The 18,544-nt window shown below is 61.7% G+C and carries 16 protein-coding genes; 10 read left to right on the top strand and 6 right to left on the bottom strand.

The window, feature by feature from the left end:
- The first annotated feature begins 52 nt into the window (after window positions 1–52).
- The 4 genes from NA645_RS16930 to NA645_RS16915 all read left to right on the top strand — a co-directional run bounded on the left by NA645_RS16930 (window position 53) and on the right by NA645_RS16915 (window position 2,927).
- Window positions 53–994 (top strand): AEC family transporter, encoded by a 942-nt coding sequence (locus NA645_RS16930; protein WP_256049919.1) that lies wholly within the window; start codon window positions 53–55, stop codon window positions 992–994.
- 174 nt (window positions 995–1,168) lie between these two features.
- Window positions 1,169–2,149, top strand: a complete 981-nt coding sequence (locus NA645_RS16925; protein ID WP_256049918.1) for a M23 family metallopeptidase — start codon at window positions 1,169–1,171, stop codon at window positions 2,147–2,149.
- Entirely contained in the window at window positions 2,130–2,486 is a 357-nt protein-coding gene (locus tag NA645_RS16920) for a hypothetical protein (protein ID WP_256049917.1), read from the top strand. The genes NA645_RS16925 and NA645_RS16920 overlap by 20 nt, the downstream gene beginning before the upstream one ends.
- A 15-nt stretch (window positions 2,487–2,501) precedes the next feature.
- The gene (locus NA645_RS16915; protein WP_256049916.1) at window positions 2,502–2,927 is read left to right on the top strand and encodes a bactofilin family protein; all 426 of its coding nucleotides are present in this window, start codon (window positions 2,502–2,504) and stop codon (window positions 2,925–2,927) included.
- Window positions 2,928–3,008: 81 nt separating this feature from the next.
- Here the strand turns inward: NA645_RS16915 and NA645_RS16910 are convergent, their stop codons facing one another.
- From NA645_RS16910 to gatC, 6 genes are all read right to left on the bottom strand, one after another.
- Complete coding sequence (locus tag NA645_RS16910) at window positions 3,009–4,100, bottom strand: calcium/sodium antiporter (RefSeq protein ID WP_256049915.1); 1,092 nt, start codon at window positions 4,098–4,100, stop codon at window positions 3,009–3,011.
- A gap of 29 nt (window positions 4,101–4,129) precedes the next feature.
- A complete protein-coding gene (locus NA645_RS16905; protein ID WP_256049914.1) occupies window positions 4,130–5,215 on the bottom strand; it encodes a calcium/sodium antiporter in 1,086 nt (361 codons plus the stop codon).
- Window positions 5,216–5,246: 31 nt separating this feature from the next.
- Window positions 5,247–5,630, bottom strand: coding sequence for a septal ring lytic transglycosylase RlpA family protein (locus tag NA645_RS16900; RefSeq protein ID WP_256049913.1), 384 nt, complete (start codon window positions 5,628–5,630; stop codon window positions 5,247–5,249).
- Between the two features lie 159 nt (window positions 5,631–5,789).
- Entirely contained in the window at window positions 5,790–7,235 is a 1,446-nt protein-coding gene (gene gatB, locus NA645_RS16895; protein WP_256049912.1) for an Asp-tRNA(Asn)/Glu-tRNA(Gln) amidotransferase subunit GatB, read from the bottom strand.
- Between the two features lie 11 nt (window positions 7,236–7,246).
- Window positions 7,247–8,698, bottom strand: coding sequence for an Asp-tRNA(Asn)/Glu-tRNA(Gln) amidotransferase subunit GatA (gene gatA, locus NA645_RS16890; RefSeq protein ID WP_256049911.1), 1,452 nt, complete (start codon window positions 8,696–8,698; stop codon window positions 7,247–7,249).
- A 14-nt stretch (window positions 8,699–8,712) separates the two neighbouring features.
- Window positions 8,713–9,000 carry an Asp-tRNA(Asn)/Glu-tRNA(Gln) amidotransferase subunit GatC gene (gene gatC / locus NA645_RS16885; protein ID WP_256049910.1) on the bottom strand — a complete coding sequence of 96 codons (288 nt, stop codon included), beginning with the start codon at window positions 8,998–9,000 and terminating at the stop codon, window positions 8,713–8,715.
- Between the two features lie 313 nt (window positions 9,001–9,313).
- On the opposite strand from gatC, the gene mreB reads away from it, so the two are divergent.
- From mreB to NA645_RS16855, 6 genes are all read left to right on the top strand, one after another.
- Window positions 9,314–10,351 (top strand): rod shape-determining protein MreB, encoded by a 1,038-nt coding sequence (gene mreB, locus NA645_RS16880; protein ID WP_131649891.1) that lies wholly within the window; start codon window positions 9,314–9,316, stop codon window positions 10,349–10,351.
- Between the two features lie 128 nt (window positions 10,352–10,479).
- On the top strand, window positions 10,480–11,454 hold the full coding sequence (gene mreC, locus NA645_RS16875) for a rod shape-determining protein MreC (protein ID WP_423836586.1): 975 nt from the start codon (window positions 10,480–10,482) through the stop codon (window positions 11,452–11,454).
- Complete coding sequence (gene mreD / locus NA645_RS16870) at window positions 11,451–11,939, top strand: rod shape-determining protein MreD (RefSeq protein WP_131649893.1); 489 nt, start codon at window positions 11,451–11,453, stop codon at window positions 11,937–11,939. The genes mreC and mreD overlap by 4 nt, the downstream gene beginning before the upstream one ends.
- Window positions 11,940–12,016: 77 nt before the next feature.
- A complete protein-coding gene (locus NA645_RS16865; RefSeq protein WP_256049909.1) occupies window positions 12,017–12,607 on the top strand; it encodes a Maf family protein in 591 nt (196 codons plus the stop codon).
- Window positions 12,608–12,855: 248 nt separating this feature from the next.
- On the top strand, window positions 12,856–14,313 hold the full coding sequence (gene rng / locus NA645_RS16860; RefSeq protein WP_256049908.1) for a ribonuclease G: 1,458 nt from the start codon (window positions 12,856–12,858) through the stop codon (window positions 14,311–14,313).
- A gap of 417 nt (window positions 14,314–14,730) precedes the next feature.
- The gene (locus NA645_RS16855) at window positions 14,731–18,531 is read left to right on the top strand and encodes a YhdP family protein (protein ID WP_256049907.1); all 3,801 of its coding nucleotides are present in this window, start codon (window positions 14,731–14,733) and stop codon (window positions 18,529–18,531) included.
- Window positions 18,532–18,544: the final 13 nt, after the last annotated feature.

Genomic DNA, 18,544 nt, shown 5'->3' with positions numbered 1-18,544 from the left:
TTCCAGCTCTTAAGCGATTACCATAAGCGGCCCCTTCGCCATCGAGCCCATCATGCTTTCCGTTGCCGTTCAGACCCTGGGCGTTACCGCCCCGGTGTTCGTCATGTTGTTCATCGGTATAGCGCTCAAGCGGTTGGGCTGGATCGACGCTGCGTTCATTCAGACGGCATCGGCGCTGGTGTTCAACGCCACCATGCCTGCCCTACTGTTCATCTCGATCATCAAGGCCGATCTGGATGCGGCGTTGCAGCCGAGCCTGTTGATCTATTACGTCATCGCCACTGTCACGACCTTCTTTCTCGCCTGGGCCTGGGCGCTCTGGCGTTGTCCGTCTGCCGATCGTGGCGTCTACGTTCAGGGCGCGTTTCGCGGCAATAACGGTATCGTCGGCCTGGCGCTGGCAACCAGTCTTTATGGCGATTACGGCCTGTCGCTGGGCGGTGTTCTGGCGGGTGTGGTGATACTGCTCTACAACAGCTTGTCGGCGCTGATTCTGGCGATCTACAGCCCAGGCGCGCGCGCCAGTGCTGGATCGATCCTGCTCAGCATCCTGCGCAATCCGTTGATCATCGGCGTGACGGCGGCCATCCCCTTTGCCTATTGGCAGATTCCGCTGCCGGACTGGTTGATGACTTCCGGGCAGTATTTTGCACAGATGACCTTGCCGCTGGCGCTTATCTGCATCGGCGGCACGCTGTCGCTTTCGGTCCTGCGCGAGAGCAGCGGCATGGCCATCAGCGCGAGTCTGATGAAGATGGTCTGGCTTCCCGCGCTGGCTACAGCGGGGGCTTGGCTGGTCGGCTTCCGCGGCGCGGAGCTGGGCATCCTGTTCCTGTACTTCGCCAGTCCTACGGCTTCGGCAAGCTTCGTCATGGCGCGAGCGGTCAACGCCAATCATCAGCTAGCGGCGATCATCATCGTGATCACCACATTGATGGCGGCTCTGAGCATCAACCTCGGGCTGTTATTGCTCGGCTGGCTGGGGTGGCTCTAGGCGCCGCTTGCCCGTGTTGTGATCGATGTCCTCTTTCCCAGCTTAAGAAATTCAGCGGAATAGTCGTAATCGCTCAATAGGCCTCAGAAAAAAACACCGGTTTCCGTCACATTGCCTCGGACGGTCGATGGCGTTTCTATCAGTGCGGGCCGCCTTGTTTTCTGAGGATTGACGATGTCGTTTTTCACACCTTCGAGCCGTTCGCTAACGCGTGATGCCAATCGCGTCGTCAACCAGCACCGCCTGTTCGGTCCAGGTCTAGCGTTGCTGCTGCTCCTCAATCTCGGAACCTTTGCCGGTGGCATTTGGATCGGACGGGATCTAGAGCCCCAGCGTGAGGCCGCGAGTCAGGAAGAGGTAGCCCTCGGGAGCGAAGATCGCTTCGCTATTGCGCGTGTCGGAAAAGTGGTGGGTCGGCTGAAATCCATCGAGGCCGATGTGCTCGCATTGCAGGACATGCTCGGTGAGCAGCGTATTCTGAGCCAGCAACTTTCGGCACTCGATCCAGCCCTGTTGCCCTTGCTGGCGCCGGAGCCGGCTCGTGGCAGCGAAGGGCAGGGCGGCGTGCTGCTACCGCCACGAGGATGCTCGAGTGAGCTGACATTGGAGGTCGACAGCGTATCGCTCGACGATTTGGAGCGCACCGAGACGTCTGCGCACTGCATGCGTGTGTTGTTGGACGGCATGCTTCAGCGTGTGGCAGAACGCAACGCGGCTCTCATGGCGATTCCGTCCCGCCGCCCTGTCGGCGAGGCGCGCTTGGGATCGGCCTACGGTAACCGTATCGATCCGTTCAGAAAGCAACCAGCCTTCCATTCCGGCGTAGATTTCGCGTTGCGCTCCGGTTCCGACGTAGTCGCTGCGGCGGGTGGTCGGGTGAGCTTTGCCGGCAATCGCGGCGCATACGGCAAGCTGGTGGAAATCGATCACGGCAATCGGCTGGTGACTCGCTACGCACATCTGTCGCGTCTGCACGTGCGCGCGGGCGATGTGGTAACGCCTGAGCAGCGGATCGGGGCGGTAGGTTCCACCGGGCGCTCCACTGGTCCGCATCTTCATTTCGAGGTGCTGCACAAGGGGCGATTCGTCGATCCTCAGCGCTTCCTCGCCCTTGGCGATCTAGAGCGGGACAGCGATGTTCAGGCTCAAGACTAGAACGCTCGATACCCGCGAGCTGCTACGTTCCGAGCATCGTTTACAAGCCCGGCGTAGCTCGCGTTCGTGGCTCTGGTTGATCGTCGCGATGCTGTGCGTAATTGGAGCGCTGCTCTATTTGCGCGTTATCGAGCATGGCGCCTACGAGGAGCAGGTCGCTGCGCTGGACTTTGAAAATCAGGCGCTCCGAGATGCGCTCGAGCAGAGTCGGCTGCAACGCCAGGAAGCCGAAGCGACGCAGGAGCAGTTGCTCGGGCGCATCGCCAAGCTGTCCGAGCAAATCGAGCGACTGCAGACAGACCTGGCTTTTTTCCGCCAGCAGAAGAAAGCCCATTAATACCGAGGAATAGCAATGTTCGACAAGAAGAAGCCGGTGCCGAAAGTCGCCGTCGACCAGTTCTCCAGCCTAATTTCCGGCAATGTCTCGCTGGCCGGCGATATGGCGTTCGAAGAAGGGCTGAAAATCAGCGGCACGGTGACAGGCAACGTGTGCCACAAGCCTGGAACGCACAGCCTGCTGGCACTGAGTGCCGATGGCCGGATCGAGGGTAATGTCAGCAGTTACGATGCGCTGATCGACGGCGTCATCGTTGGCGATCTGGTGGTCGAGCACCTGCTCGAACTGCATTCCAACGCGCGGGTATGCGGCAATATCCGCTACCGTCAGTTGAGCATGGAAAACGGCGCCGTGGTCGACGGCACGCTCAGCCGGATGAGTGACGAAGAAGAGACCGCGCAGGTTTTCGAACTGCCGCGGTCTCAGGCTCGCGAAGGATGAGTCGAGGGAGCCGCTCGGCCTGAAGCCCAGCTTTGGCTTCCAGGCCGGTCCGCTAGCAGGTGTGCAGAGGCCGCTATCGATCTATTGGCGGTGTTTCTTCCAAGCCCGGCTGGCGATAACTAGTAACGTCACTGCGGTCAGTGGTAAGGCATAGCCGATCATCGCATCACCAAAGGTTTCAGCAAACGGTCGTCCAGTGCTGGCCATTACCAGATACACCGTATACGCCACGTAATAGGCGAGGAACAGCAAGCCCTCCCAGCGGTTGATGGCGTAGCCGGTGAAGAAGATCGGCAGACATGCCAACGCCACTGCGATCATTACCGGGAAGTCAAAGGCCAGTGCGCTGGCAGCCACCGTGATCGCTTCGGGGGACACCATCGACGCCAGCCCCAGTACGCAGAGCAGGTTGAAGATATTGCTGCCGACGATATTGCCTACGGCGATGTCGCGCTCACCACGGATGGCGGCCAGGATCGAGGTGGCCAATTCGGGCAGCGAGGTGCCGACGGCGATCACCGTCAAGCCGATTACCAACTCTGACAAACCCAGCGCGCGGGCCAGGGATACGGCGCCTTCCACCAGGAAGTTGGAGCCCACCACCAACAGGACGAGTCCTACAACGACCAGGCCAGCGTTGATCAGGCTGGCATAAGGTTTGGGCTGCGCTTCGAGACCGAATTCCTTGGCGAACTCATCGTCTGCGGTTGCGGCTGCATTGGCCTTCCGACTGCTGATGATCAGAAACACGGTATAGCCGACGACGGCGGCAAACAGCAGGGCGCCATCGAGGCGGCTCAGCGAGCCGTCCCAGGCCAGGGCATAGGTGACCAGGCTGGCGCCAATCATGATTGGTACGTCGAGGCGGATCAGCTGGCGTGAAACGATGAGCGGCGCGACTAGCGCGGTCATACCAAGAATCAGCAGAACGTTGGCGATGTTGCTGCCGAGTACGTTACCGATGGCGATGTCGCCGCTGCCGTTCAGCGAAGCCTGCACGCTCACAGCTGTCTCCGGTGCACTGGTGCCGAACGCAACCACCGTCAGGCCGATGATCAACGGGGGAATGCCGAATTGCGCTGCCAGTTTGGCCGCGCCGCGTACCAGCACTTCGGCACCGGCAACGAGAAGCACCAGGCCAGCTATCAAGTAGACGAACGTCATCAGGGACACGAATGGTTGCTCCAGAGGAAGGGGTTGGCTCAGCGCTGGTGTTTCCAAGCGCGCAGAAAGATCACGAAAAGCGTGATGGCGGTCAAGGGCAATACGTACCAAGTCATTGCATGGCGTAACAGGCTGATGGACGGCAGGCCGGTGGAAAACATCACGAGGTAGAGCGTGTACGCCAAGTAATAGCCGAAAAACATGGCGCCCTCCCAGCGATTGATCCGATAACCGGAGAAAAAGATCGGTAGGCAGGCACCAAATACGGCGAGCATGACGGGCAAATCGAAGGCTAGTGCATTGGGCGAAATGGATAAGCCGTCGGCTGAAACCAGTGCCCCGGCGCCAAGCACCAGCAGGAGGTTGAAAATGCAGCTGCCCACTACATTGCCGACGGCGATATCACGCTCTCCGCGATACACCGCCAGCAGCGAGGTCGCCAGCTCTGGCATGGACGTGCCGACCGCAATCACGGTGAGGCCGATCACCAGCTCCGACAGACCCAGCGCCCTTGCCAGAGCCACCGCGCCGTCAATCAGCAGGTTCGAGCCTGCCACCAGCAGGATCAGCCCGAGCAGTACCATCGACAATTGGATCAGCCAGCCGAGTGGTTTCGGCTGGTCTGCAGGGCCGTATTCGATAGCGAACTCGTCGGGCCGTTCGCGCTTGTTCTCGCGCCTGCTGGCAATGACTAGAAAGGTTGTATAGAGCAGGAGCAAGGCAGCCAGAACGCCGCCGTCCAGCCGACTGAGATCGCCGTCCCATGCGAGAGCGAAGGTCAGTATGCCGGCGCCGATCATTATCGGTACGTCCAGGCGTACCAGTTGGCGCGACACCAGCAGCGGCGCCACCAGCGCGGACAGTCCGAGAATCAGCAGGATGTTGGCGATATTGCTGCCGATCACATTGCCGACCGCGATGTCGCCGCTGCCGTTCAAGGCGGCTTGAACGCTGACAGCCGTTTCCGGCGCGCTGGTGCCGAACGCGACGACGGTCAGGCCGATGATCAGCGGCGAGATACCGAAGCGTGCTGCAAGCTGCGAGGCGCCGCGCACCAAGGATTCGGCGCCCAGCACCAGCAATATCAATCCGCCGATGAGATAGGCGAATATCATCAAACTCATCCGAACTCCGTGTGAACGGGCGCGTAAGCCCTCAGTCGACTGTTTCGATTTCTACGTTGACTACACCGTCTTCGAGCAGATCGAGCTTGCCAGCCGCCACCCGCGACAAGTCGATGATGCGTCCCGGCTTGAACGGACCTCGGTCAACGATACGCACCGTTACCTTTTTGCCATTCTCCAGATTGGTCACCTTCACCTGTGTGCCAAATGGCAGGGTCTGGTGCGCGGCGACCAGTTCGTTCTGATTGAAGGTCGTGCCGCTAGCGGTCTGCTCGCCATGAAAGCTACGAGCGTAATAGGAGGCCTTGCCCTGCTGGGTGAAGGTGCTTTTGACGTTCTGGTTGTTGCTCTGGTCCTCGGCGCAGCCGCCGATCAGGGCGAGCAGCAGTGGAACAAGCAGCGGTCTGGTACGCATGAGCCAATCCTTCTGCGCAGAATCGGTCAGTACCGGCCAGCGGATTGCTTCATGGCCTCGAAAGGCTTTGAGCGTCAAGCGGGGCAGCCGTTCAACGTTTCGTGTGTTGCGGTCAGTAGTGAAACGAGGCGAGCCTGATGACAGGCCCGCCCCGTCGATTCAGCCCTCGAGTTTGCGTTTGAGCAGCTGGTTCACCTGGCCGGGGTTAGCCTTGCCTTTCGATGCCTTCATCGCTTGCCCGACGAAGAAGCCGAACATCTTGCCGCGCTTGGCTTCGTCGCTGGCGCGGTATTGCTCGACTTGCTCGGCATTGGCCGCCAGCACCTCGTCCAGCATCGCCTCGATGGCGCCCGAGTCGGTAACTTGCTTGAGGCCCTTTTTCTCGATGATCTCGTCAGCCGAACCTTCGCCCGCCGCCATGGCCTCGAACACCATCTTGGCGATCTTGCCGCTGATAGTGTCGTCCTTGATGCGCAGGATCATGCCGCCCAGCTGTGCGGCGGATACCGGCGACTGGTCGATCTCCAGCCCATCCTTGTTGAGCAGGCTGGACAGCTCGCCCATTACCCAGTTGGCGGACAGCTTGGCATCGCCGCAGGTTGCATTGACCTGCTCGAAGTAATCGGCCAGCTCACGGCTGGCAGCCAGGACGTCGGCGTCATAGGCGGACAGCCCGAATTCGCGCTGGAAGCGCTCGCGCTTCTGTACCGGCAACTCTGGCAGGCCGGCGCGGATCTCGTCGAGAAAGCTTTGTTCGATCACCACCGGCAGCAGGTCGGGGCAGGGGAAGTAACGGTAGTCGTTGGCTTCTTCCTTGCTGCGCATGGAGCGCGTCTCGTCCTTGTTCGGGTCGTACAGGCGAGTTTCCTGGACCACCTTACCGCCGTCCTCGATCAGTTCGATCTGGCGCTGCACCTCGTGATTGATGGCTTTCTCGATGAAGCGGAAGGAGTTGACGTTCTTGATTTCGGCGCGGGTGCCAAACTCGGCCTGGCCCTTGGGCCGTACCGAGACGTTGCAGTCACAGCGCAGCGAACCCTCGGCCATGTTGCCGTCGCAGATACCTAGGTAGCGCACCAGCGAGTGCATGGCTTTCACATAAGCCACCGCTTCCTTGGCCGAACGAATGTCCGGCTCGGATACGATTTCCAGCAGCGGTGTACCGGCGCGGTTCAGGTCGATGCCGCTCATGCCGTGGAAGTCTTCGTGCAGGCTCTTGCCAGCATCCTCTTCCAGGTGCGCACGGGTGATGCCGATGCGCTTGGTGGTGCCGTCTTCCAGGGTGATGTCGAGGAAGCCCTTGCCGACGATGGGGTGGTCCATCTGGCTGGTCTGATAGCCCTTGGGGAGGTCCGGGTAGAAGTAGTTCTTGCGCGCGAAAACGTTCTTCTCGGCAATTTCGGCATCGATCGCCAGGCCGAATTTGCAGGCCATGCGCACGGCTTCGGCGTTGAGCACCGGCAGCGTGCCGGGCATGCCCAGATCAACCAGACTGGCCTGAGTGTTGGGTTCGGCGCCGAAAGTGGTGGCGCTACCCGAGAAAATCTTCGATTGGGTAGAGAGCTGTGCGTGGATTTCCAGCCCGATCACGGTTTCCCATTGCATCTTCAATCTCCTCAGAATCCGGCCGGGGCGCGCAGGTGCCAATCGCTGACTTGCTGGTATTGATGCGCCACGTTGAGCAGGCGCGCTTCCTGGAAGTACGGCGCCAGAAGCTGTACGCCCACCGGCAGGCCGTCGATGAAACCGGCCGGCATAGACAGGCCCGGAATGCCCGCAAGGTTGGCGGTGATGGTGTAGATGTCTTCCAGATAGGCCGAGACCGGATCGGCGTTCTTTTCGCCGAGCTTCCAGGCCAGGTTCGGCGTGGTTGGGCCGAGAATCACGTCGACTTCATTGAAGGCGCTGACGAAGTCATTCTTGATCAGGCGACGGATCTTCTGCGCCTTCAGGTAATAGGCATCGTAGTAGCCGGCGGACAATGCATAGGTGCCGACCATGATCCGGCGCTTGACCTCGTCGCCGAAGCCTTCGGCGCGCGACCGCTTGTAGAGATCGGTCAGATCCGATGGATTCTCGCAGCGGTAACCGAAACGCACGCCATCGAAGCGCGACAGGTTGGAGCTGGCCTCGGCGGGCGCGATTACATAATAGGAAGGGATGGCGTGCTGCATGTTCGGCAGGCTGATGTCCTTTACCGTAGCGCCGAGTTTCTTCAGCTCCTCGACCGCCGCCATCACCGCAGTGGCGATGTTGGGGTCGAGGCCTTCGCCAAAGTACTCCTTTGGCAGGCCGATGCGCAGGCCGGAGAGCGGCTGGCTCAAGGTGGCGAGGTAATCGTCCAGCGGCTGGTCGACGCTGGTGGAATCTTTCGGGTCAAAGCCGGCCATGGCGCCAAGCATCAGCGCGCAGTCCTCGGCGGTGCGGGCGAGCGGACCGCCCTGATCGAGACTGGAGGCATAAGCGATCATGCCCCAGCGCGAGACGCGCCCGTAGGTAGGTTTGATCCCGGTGAGGTTGGTCAGCGCGGCGGGCTGGCGGATCGAGCCGCCCGTGTCGCTACCGGTCGCGGCGGGAATCAGGCGCGCCGCCACCGCAGCGGCCGATCCGCCGGAGGAACCGCCCGGCACGCGGGTCAGGTCCCAAGGGTTTTTCACCGCGCCGTAAAAGCTCGATTCGTTGGCAGAGCCCATGGCGAATTCGTCCATGTTCAGCTTGCCCAGCGAGACCGCACCGGCTGCGGCGAGTCGCTCGACGACGGTAGCGTCATAGGGCGACTTGAAACTGTCGAGGATCTTCGAGCCGCAGCTGGTACGCACATCCTGGGTACAGAAAAGATCCTTGTGACCGATCGGCGCACCCAGGAGCGCGCCATTCTCGCCGTTGGCACGGCGTGCGTCGGCCGCCTGCGCCTGGGCGATGGCCCGCTCTTCGGTCACGGTGATGAAGCTGTTCAGTTGCGGGTCCAGCGCCTGGATGCGTTCGAGCAGCGAGCGGGTCAGCTCTTCGGCAGAGAAGCGCTTGTCGGCGAGGGCGCGAGCGATCTCGGCGAGGGTCAGTTGGTGCATGTCGGCGTCCTTCATCACTCGATCACCCGTGGGACCAGATACAAGCCGTCTTCCACGGCCGGCGCGATGGCCTGGTAGGTATCGCGCTGGTTGGCTTCGGTAACTTCGTCGGCACGCAGGCGCTGGCTGGTTTCCAGCGGATGGGCCAGCGGCTCGATGCCGTTGGTGTCGACGGCCTGCATGCGGTCGATCAGGCCGAGGATGTTGTTCAGGGTCTCGGTGGTGCGGGGCAGGTCGTTTTCATTCAGACCCAGACGGGCCAGATGAGCGATCTTTTCCACCTCGGAGCGTTCAAGCGCCATCGGGATTCTCCAGCGGGAAGCGAGTCGGACATGCCTTCCGTCGGCCAAGAGCGACGCAAGAGCAGCAGGGTCGAGCCGCAGCGGTGGGCATTCGAGCCCGGAAAAGCCATCAATCTTACATGTCTATGGTGCTTGTCGGTAGCGCGGCTGCGGCTTGCCGGCGGTCTGGAGGTTTCGCAGCGTCGATCATTTTTCGCGCGTTGGCTCACGTCTGGCCCGCCAAGCGCGGACTCGCGCCTTGCCCTACGTTCGCACCATTGTTAGAGTTTGCGGCACTTTTTTCCCCACGCGTTTGCCCCAGGGCCCTTTTCCCATGTTCAAGAAACTGCGTGGCATGTTTTCCAGCGATTTGTCGATCGACCTGGGCACTGCCAATACCCTTATTTATGTGCGCGATCGCGGCATCGTCCTGAACGAGCCGTCAGTGGTTGCCATTCGTTCTCACGGCAACCAGAAAAGTGTCGTCGCGGTGGGTACCGACGCCAAACGCATGCTCGGTCGTACCCCCGGCAACATCAACGCCATCCGCCCGATGAAAGACGGTGTGATCGCGGACTTCAGCGTTTGTGAAAAAATGCTGCAGTACTTCATCAACAAGGTTCACGAGAACAGCTTCCTGCAGCCCAGCCCACGCGTGCTGATCTGCGTTCCCTGCAAATCCACTCAGGTCGAGCGCCGTGCGATCCGTGAATCGGCTCTCGGTGCTGGTGCGCGTGAAGTATTCCTGATCGAAGAACCGATGGCAGCGGCCATTGGTGCCGGACTGCCGGTCGACGAAGCGCGCGGTTCGATGGTTGTCGATATCGGCGGCGGTACCACCGAGATTGCGCTGATCTCTCTCAATGGCGTGGTCTACGCCGAATCCGTCCGTGTCGGCGGCGATCGTTTCGACGAATCCATCGTCACTTATGTACGCCGCAACTACGGCAGCCTGATCGGCGAATCCACCGCCGAACGCATCAAGCAGGAAATCGGCACCGCCTTCCCCAGCACCGATGTGCGTGAAGTCGACGTTCGCGGTCGCAACCTGGCTGAAGGCGTGCCGCGCAGCTTCACACTCAACTCCAACGAGGTGCTCGAGGCCCTGCAGGAATCCTTGGCGACCATCGTCCAGGCGGTCAAAAGTGCGTTGGAGCAATCGCCGCCGGAGCTGGCCTCCGATATCGCCGAGCGCGGTCTGGTGCTGACCGGTGGTGGCGCTCTGTTGCGCGATCTGGACAAACTGCTAGCGCAGGAGACCGGTCTGCCGGTGATCGTCGCCGAAGAGCCGCTGACCTGCGTGGCCCGCGGTGGTGGCCGTGCACTGGAAATGATGGATCGTCACGCCATGGATCTGTTGTCTACGGAGTGATCCTCAAACCGATTAGCTCCAAGCGCAAGCCGAAAGCGGGGTTAGCCCTGCTCTCGGCTTGTCGCGTTTAGTTTGAAGCCTGCAGCTGCGAGGACCCGTCCATCAAACCACTATTCGCCAAAGGACCCCTGCTCGGAGTGCGCCTGCTGGTGCTTGCCGTGCTCTGTGTCGTGTTGATGGTGGTGGATGCACGCTTCGAGACGCTGAAGCCCTTGCGCAGCCAGATGGGGCTGGTACTTACGCCCTTTTACTGGCTAGCCGATCTGCCGGTGCGAACGTGGCAGCGGGCCACCGAGCAGCTCACCAGCAGCACCAGCCTGGTCGCCGAGAACGAGAAGCTCAAGGCCGAGGCGTTGTTGATGCAGCGTCGCCTGCAGAAGCTGGCGACGCTGACCGAGCAGAACGTGCGGTTGCGCGAGTTGCTCAACTCCGCCGCGCTGGTAGATGACAAGGTGATCGTCGGTGAGTTGATCGGACTCGATCCCAATCCTTTCACGCACCGCATTCTGATCGACAAGGGCGAGCGTGATGGTGTGTTCCTTGGCCAGCCGGTGCTCGACGCCAGTGGCTTGATGGGGCAGGTCGTCGAAGTGATGCCCTATGCCGCCAGGGTGCTGTTGCTGACGGACGTGACCCACAGCATCCCGGTGCAGGTCAACCGTAACGGTCTACGGGCCATTGCGGTTGGCACCGGTAGCCCTGACTACCTGGAGTTGCGTCACGTTGCCGAGACGGCTGATATCAAGGAAGGCGATCTGTTGGTCAGTTCCGGGCTGGGGCAGCGTTTTCCCAGCGGCTATCCGGTCGCTCAGGTCACCGAGGTGGTGCGCGGCTCCGGCCAACCCTTCCTGATCGTTCGCGCCATTCCCACCGCCATGCTTAACCGCAGCCGCTATCTGCTGCTGGTCTTCAGCGATTCGCGAACGCCAGAAGAGCGTGCTACCGACGCAGCGCAGGCGCAGGAGACGGCGGATCGCGAGGCGGCCGATTCAGGCGAATCAGCGGCGGCCGCACCCGCCGAGGCTGAATCCGAGGCGCAAACTCCCGATGCCGCCCCGGCCGCGCCGAACGAAACACCGCCGAATGGCGAGGAGCGGCCATGATCAGCGGACGACAGAACAACGGCTGGGTCATCTGGTTATCGCTGGCGCTGGCGCTGCTGCTCAGCGTGGCGCCCATGCCGCAGAGCTTCGGGCTGGCGCGCCCGCTCTGGCTCGGCATGTTCATCGCCTACTGGGCAATTGCCCTGCCGCACCGTGGTGGCATGGCGGCGGCGTTCTTCTTCGGCTTGATGCTTGATGTGCTGTCTGGAACCTTGCTGGGGCAGAACGGCTTGCCGCTGATCCTGATCACCTTTCTGGTGCTGAGCCTGCAGCAACGTCTGCGGATGTTCCCCTTGCTGCAGCAAAGTCTGGTGTTGATGGTGATTCTAGGGATCGGGCAACTCGTGCAGCTGTGGCTCAATACGCTGACAGGCAATCGCCCGCCGACGCTTCTGTTTCTCATACCCGTGCCGGTCAGTGCCTTGCTCTGGCCCTGGGTATTCGTCGCCCTGCAATGGGCGCGGCGGCGCTTCAACGTCTACTGAGCTGCTGGTGCGCGGCTCCGAGCTGCTTCCGCCCGGCGCGGCCATGAGCGAAACGCCAACAGACCCTAGGAGCTGGCATGCCGACATTGTTTCTCGCCTCCGCCTCACCGCGCCGCCGTGAACTGCTGATGCAGATCGGCGTTCCGTTTTCCGTCCTCTCGGTCTCCATCGATGAAACCCCTGGCCCGGCAGAACCGCCGGAGGTCTATGTCCAGCGTCTGGCCCGGGAGAAAGCCTTGGCGGGCCTGGCGTTGCTCAACGATGCCTCGGCCTGCGTGCTGGGCGCCGACACTACGGTGGTGCTGGACCAGCAGATCCTCGGCAAGCCGGCGGACAGGGCCGATGCGCTGAAAACCTTGCTGGCGCTGTCCGGGCGCGAGCATGAGGTGATGACCGCCGTCGCGCTGGCGAGCCCGTCGGGTTGCGTGGTGCGACTGGTTACCAGCAGGGTGTGCTTTCGAACCATTCGACCTGAGGAGGCCGAGGCCTACTGGGCCAGCGGCGAGCCGCAGGACAAGGCGGGCAGCTATGCCATTCAGGGCTGGGGTGCGGTCTTCGTCAGCGGGCTAGAAGGCAGCTACTCGAGCGTGGTGGGGCTGCCGTTATGCGAAACGGCGCAACTGCTCGGCACACACGGGATCGAGTACTGGACTAAAAGCTCCGCCTAGTGGCCTGTACGGCTAGTTGATTAGCTCAAGTTCGAATGACTGAGGTTCTGAGACAAGGCACTGCGACGAGTCATAGCTGGCTATGGTGAGGAGCGGCAACGCAGTATCAGGGCCTCAGGCGCCGAAATTGACTCATTGAACTAGCCACACAGGCCATTACAGCCCTGTGGCTTGAGGGCGTATGCCGTTAGAATCGAGCCAACTCGTCAGCTTCGGCTGGTTCACCTGCCCATCGGCCGAGAACAACAATGAGCGAAGAAATTCTGATGAACATCACCCCCATGGAGTCGAGGGTGGCGGTGGTGGAGAACGGTGTCCTACAAGAGGTGCATGTCGAGCGCACTCAGCGCCGCGGCATCGTCGGCAATATTTACAAAGGCAAGGTGGTCCGCGTGCTCCCCGGCATGCAGGCGGCGTTCGTCGACATCGGACTGGAGCGCGCGGCCTTCATCCATGCATCGGAAATTTCCAGCCGGGAAGGCAATGCGGTCGAGCCCATCAGCGCGCTGGTCCATGAGGGGCAGGCGCTCGTCGTGCAGGTCACCAAGGACCCGATCGGCACCAAGGGCGCGCGCCTTACCACGCAGCTGTCGATCCCTTCGCGCTATCTAGTCTATATGCCCAGAACCAGCCATGTCGGCATTTCCCTGCGCATCGAAGACGAGGCCGAGCGGGATCGTCTCAAACAGGTGGTGGCCGAGTGCGTCGCGGCTGAAGGCATCAAGGAGACCGGCGGCTTCATCCTGCGCACCGCCGCTGAAGGTGCCGGCAGCGATGAAATTCTGATGGACATTCGCTACCTGCGCCGCTTGTGGCAGCAGATAGACGGGCAGATGAAAACCGCCGGCGCGCCAACGATCATTTATGAAGATCTGTCGCTGGCCATGCGCACCCTGCGTGATCTGGTCAATCCGCGCATCGAGAAGATTCGCATCGACTCGCGCGAGAATTTTCAGAAGGTCAGCCAGTTCGTCGATGAGCTGATGCCCGAGCTGAGCGAGCACCTGGAGCATTACCCCGGCGAGCGGCCGATATTCGATTTGTACAGCGTCGAGGACGAAATCCAGAAGGCGCTCGAGCGTAAGGTCATGCTCAAGTCCGGTGGTTACCTGATCATCGACCCGGCCGAGGCGATGACCACCATCGATGTGAATACCGGTGCCTTCGTCGGCCATCGCACCCTTGAGGAAACCATCTTCAAGACCAACCTCGAGTCAGCCACCGCCATCGCTCGTCAACTGCGACTGCGCAATCTCGGCGGGATCATCATCATCGACTTCATCGACATGGAAGACGAAGAGCACCGTCGCCAAGTCCTGCGCACGCTGGAAAAGCAGCTGGAGCGCGATCACGCCAAGACCAACATCATCGGCATCACCGAGCTGGGGCTGGTGCAGATGACGCGCAAGCGTACGCGCGAGAGCCTTGAGCAGGTGCTATGCGAACCGTGCATGTGCTGCCAGGGACGCGGCAAGCTGAAAACCCCCGAGACCGTCTGCTACGAGATTTTCCGCGAGATTCTTCGCGAGGCCCGCGCCTATCAGCCCGAAGGCTATCGGGTGCTGGCGAACCAGAAGGTCATCGACCGGTTGCTCGACGAGGAGTCGGGAAACGTTGCCGATCTCGAGAGCTTCATTGGACGCTCGATCAAGTTCCAGGTCGAGACCATGTATTCCCAGGAACAGTACGACGTGGTGTTGCTCTGACTAGGGTCTGTTGCCGTTTCGCTGCGAGCCGCGTTGCTGCGCCAAATCTCGCCAGGCAAGGCAGCGCCCGCTCCCGGCGGGCCTGCTGCATTCACCACATCCATGTGGATCGCGCGGGGCGCAGGTAATGGTTGCTCCCTTACCAAGTCCCGCAACGCCGCATGGCGAGATTTGCCGCGCAACCCCTAGGGACGGGCCGGTTTTTGTGCGATACGGCGTTTCTCGTCGCTTATTTGGAACGACCAAACTGCGCGACTCGTGCGATCTCCATGGATGGAGTGAATTCCGCAAGCCCGCCGGGAGCGGGCGCGGCCTTGTCTCGCGTAAAAACCAGCTCCGTCGCGGCCGCGACGAAACGGGAACAGACCCTAGGTGCAAGCCTGGCCACCTGGGTTCGGATGAGCGGAGCGTATCCGTATGAGTCGGCTGCTGGCGGTGGTTCTCGTCTTCCTACGTCGTTGCCTTTGGTTGGGCGCGATCGGCCTGATGCTGCTGGCACTCTACGTGAGTCTCGGTCGTCAGCTGGTTCCGCTGGTCGCGGAGTACCGTCTGGAGGTTCAAGACAAGGCGCGTGAGTTGCTGGACATGCCGGTGGCGCTCGGAAAGCTTGAAGGCCGCTGGGATGGTTTTGCACCGCAGTTGCTGGCGCAGGATGTGATTCTGGGAGCGGGCGATGCGGCGGTGCGGCTGGATCGACTGACGCTGGTGCCGGACGTGGTCGCGAGCCTCCTGTCTCGTCAGTTGCACTTCAACGCAGTGGAATTCGCCGGCGTACACCTGAGCCTGGTGCAAAGCGCCGAAGGCAAATGGCGTGTCGATGGGCTGCCCGAGCGCGCCGACCAACCCGCGGCGGACCCACAAAAGCTGCTTGCCGAGCTGCGGAAGATTCGGCACCTACGGCTTTTGGACAGCCAGATCACCTTCGAAGCCCATGCCGAAGCGCCGCTGACCCTGACCTATGCCAATCTCGAATTGCGCACCGTGGACGAAAAACTGCGCCTGGACGGCCGCGTGCTGTTACCGAATGGTCAGCCCTTGAGCCTGCGGGCCCAGGCGCGAGTCGCCGCGAATGACTGGCGTGCCAGCGAGGCCAGGCTCTACCTCAGCCTGCCGCAGAGCGATTGGGCCGCCTGGATACCGGCGAGTCTGACCGGCAACTGGAACCTCGCACAGCTACAGGCCGGCGGAGAGGTTTGGCTGGACTGGCGTGACCGGGGTGTGTCCCGCGCGGTAGCGCGAATGAACGCGCCAGCTCTGCAGGTAGGCCAAGCGCAACGTGAGCTGGTGCAGATTCAGGATCTGGCGGTAAACGCCTATCTCGACCGCGCAAACGAAGGCTATCGCCTGCACCTCGATGGTCTGGCTTTAACTTTCAAAGAAGCTCGCTGGCGGGAGACCGCCGTGGTGTTGCAGCAGAACATCGCTGAGGATCGTTGGCGCCTGCAGGCTGATCACATTGCCATCGCGCCGGTAGCGGCGCTGGTGCATGCCGGAGTCGAACTGCCCGAAGTAGCCTCCGAGTATCTGCTTGGTCTGGCTCCCAGCGGAACATTGCGCAATCTGCAACTCGACTACCGCCCGGCCGCGCCCAGTGCCGAGCGGCTGGCCTTCACCGCCAACCTCGATGAGGTCAGCATCGCTGCGCATAAGTGGATACCAGCTGCGCGTAATGTCAGTGGCGTGGCACAGGGCGATCTTGCCGGAGGCGAGCTGCGTTTCGATAACCGTGATTTCAGCCTGCATCTGGCCGAGTTATTCCCGAACCGCTGGAATTACCCTCGCGCCCGCGGCAGCCTGCGCTGGACGCTCGACGACCAGGCCTTCACGCTTGCCGCGCCCTATCTGCAGATCGATGGAGATGAAGGACGCATCGCCGGCGATTTCCTGATCCGCCTGATGCGTGATCCTGCGGCTGAAGACTATATGGATCTGCGGGTCGGCATCAGCGACGGCGATGCTCGCTACACGCAGAAATACTTGCCGACCCGCTCGCCCGCGTTGAGCCCTGCATTGAGCGAATGGCTGAATACGGCGATACGCGGCGGTATCGTGGAACAGGGTTATTTCCAGTATCAGGGCGCGCTGGGTAAAAGTGCTGACGATAACGCCCGCAGCCTGAGCCTGTATTTCAACGTCAAGGATGCTGAACTCGCGTTCCAGCCCGGCTGGCCGGTGTTGCGTGAAGGGCGTGGCGAGGTACTGATCGAGAACAGTGGCGTGCGGGTACGGCTTGCCGAAGCGCGCATGCTCGACAGCCGTGTGCGTGACGCCACGGCAGACATCCCGTTGGGCAACCCCGCTCCGCCGCGGTTGAATATTCAGGGACGGGTGGACGGCCATCTGCGGGACGCGCTAACCGTGATGCAGGTGGCACCGATCGGCACCGCCGAGCTGTTCGCCGGCTGGGGCGGTGACGGCCCCCTGAGTGGCTCGCTGCAACTGGACATTCCGCTGGGCGGGGGCGGGCGCCCCCAGGTGATTGCTGATTTTTCCAGCACCGATGCTTCGCTGTCGATTACGCAGGCAAAGCTCCAGCTCGAAGCGTTGGCGGGCGAGTTTCGCTATGACAGCGAGCGGGGCTTCAGTGCTAAAACGTTCCGAGGGCGCACGCTGGGTAGTCAAGTGCAGGGAAAGGCCACCGCTACTGGTGAGTCGGGCAAACCTTCCACGCGAATCGAGGCGTCGGGTACCGTGGCCGTGCAGCAGCTGCTGGGCTGGGGCGGGATCGAGCAGTCCATGCCGGTATCTGGACAGCTGCCGCTCAGGCTGAATCTTTTCCTAGGGAGCGAAGGCAGCGAACTGCAGGCGGATTCTTCGCTGCTAGGCGCCGTGCTGGCGCTTCCCGCGCCGTTTGGCAAGACAGCCGAGGAGCGGCGCGACACCACGCTGCGGATGACATTCGGCGGTGAGCGCCAACAGTACACGCTCAGGCACGACAGGCTGGCGGCGCTGACCTTCGTCGCGCCGGGCACCAACTGGGCCGAGGGCGGCGGTGAGCTGGTGTTGGGCGGCGCTGCGGCAAACCTGCGCACTGATCAGGGCTTGCATGTGCGAGGCAGCGTGCCGCGGCTGAACCTAGGGGAATGGCAGGCGTTGCTGGAATCCTATGGCGATACGTCGAAGAGTGAGGCCGGTGTTTCGATGCTGCGTTCGGTTCAACTCGATATCGGCGTCTTTGAAGGTTTTGGCACGCAAATCGACAACCTGGGTATCGAGCTGCAGCCTGCTTCTGCCGGCTGGTTGTTGGGTCTGAATAGCGAGACGATCGCTGGGACCGTCCGCCTGCCGAATACCGACGGCGAGCCCATCGTGCTGGACCTTTCACGCTTGCGGCTTCCGGCAGCCGACCCGAACACGCCACAGGAGCGGCCACGTGATCCGCTGGCCGCCGTTGACCCCAAGGCGCTGCCGGCAATGAATATCGCCGTGGCCGAAGTACTGCGCGGCGAGGAGCCGCTGGGCGCCTGGTCGTTGAAGATGCGACCCACCATCGATGGCGTAGCTTTTTCGGATATCGATCTGAACCTCAAGGGGCTGAGGATCGGCGGCAATGGCGGTTGGAACGATTCACGAACCTGGTACAAGGGCCGGCTGGAAGGCGAGAATCTTGCGGATGTGCTGCTGGCCTGGGGCTTCGCACCCTCGACCACCAGCGAGGATTTTCGTCTGGACGTGGACGGCAACTGGCCAGGGTCACCGGCATTCTTCGGTATGAATCGATTGTCCGGCCGGCTCGACGCCCGTCTGCGCAGCGGGCAACTTCGGGAAGTGGACGGGGGGGCTCAGGCGCTGCGGGTCTTTGGCCTGCTCAACTTCAATTCGATCGGACGGCGACTGCGGCTGGATTTCTCCGATCTGTTCGGCAAGGGGCTGAGCTACGATCGGATCGAGGCTGAACTGCTTGCGGCCGATGGCATCTACACGACCTCGCAGCCGCTGACGGTTACCGGGCCGTCGAGCAATCTCGAACTCAATGGCCGGCTGGATCTGGTCAATGATCAGATCGACGCCAGGCTGTTGGTGACGCTCCCGGTCAGCAACAACCTGCCGCTGGCGGCGCTGATCGTCGGCGCGCCGGCCATCGGCGGTGCTCTGTTCGTCGTCGACAAGCTGCTGGGCGACAAGGTCGCCCGCTTCGCCAGCGTTCAGTACAAGGTCGAGGGCCCGTGGCAATCGCCGAAGATCACCTTCGACAAGCCCTTCGAAAAACCCAACTGAACACCGTTCCAAC

The organism is Stutzerimonas stutzeri (assembly GCF_024448955.1).
GTDB classification, from domain to species: Bacteria; Pseudomonadota; Gammaproteobacteria; order Pseudomonadales; family Pseudomonadaceae; genus Stutzerimonas; species Stutzerimonas stutzeri_AQ.
The sequence above is the reverse complement of the archived record's forward strand: the minus strand, read 5'-3'. Positions and strand labels throughout refer to the sequence as shown.

Coding starts and splice junctions, on each gene's coding strand:
- NA645_RS16930 (WP_256049919.1), top strand. CDS start 53: ATGCTTTCCGTTGCCGTTCAGACCCTGGGCGTTACCGCCCCGGTGTTC.
- NA645_RS16925 (WP_256049918.1), top strand. CDS start 1,169: ATGTCGTTTTTCACACCTTCGAGCCGTTCGCTAACGCGTGATGCCAAT.
- NA645_RS16920 (WP_256049917.1), top strand. CDS start 2,130: ATGTTCAGGCTCAAGACTAGAACGCTCGATACCCGCGAGCTGCTACGT.
- NA645_RS16915 (WP_256049916.1), top strand. CDS start 2,502: ATGTTCGACAAGAAGAAGCCGGTGCCGAAAGTCGCCGTCGACCAGTTC.
- NA645_RS16905 (WP_256049914.1), bottom strand. CDS start 5,215: ATGAGTTTGATGATATTCGCCTATCTCATCGGCGGATTGATATTGCTG.
- NA645_RS16900 (WP_256049913.1), bottom strand. CDS start 5,630: ATGCGTACCAGACCGCTGCTTGTTCCACTGCTGCTCGCCCTGATCGGC.
- gatB (WP_256049912.1), bottom strand. CDS start 7,235: ATGCAATGGGAAACCGTGATCGGGCTGGAAATCCACGCACAGCTCTCT.
- gatA (WP_256049911.1), bottom strand. CDS start 8,698: ATGCACCAACTGACCCTCGCCGAGATCGCTCGCGCCCTCGCCGACAAG.
- gatC (WP_256049910.1), bottom strand. CDS start 9,000: ATGGCGCTTGAACGCTCCGAGGTGGAAAAGATCGCTCATCTGGCCCGT.
- mreB (WP_131649891.1), top strand. CDS start 9,314: ATGTTCAAGAAACTGCGTGGCATGTTTTCCAGCGATTTGTCGATCGAC.
- mreD (WP_131649893.1), top strand. CDS start 11,451: ATGATCAGCGGACGACAGAACAACGGCTGGGTCATCTGGTTATCGCTG.
- NA645_RS16865 (WP_256049909.1), top strand. CDS start 12,017: ATGCCGACATTGTTTCTCGCCTCCGCCTCACCGCGCCGCCGTGAACTG.
- rng (WP_256049908.1), top strand. CDS start 12,856: ATGAGCGAAGAAATTCTGATGAACATCACCCCCATGGAGTCGAGGGTG.
- NA645_RS16855 (WP_256049907.1), top strand. CDS start 14,731: ATGAGTCGGCTGCTGGCGGTGGTTCTCGTCTTCCTACGTCGTTGCCTT.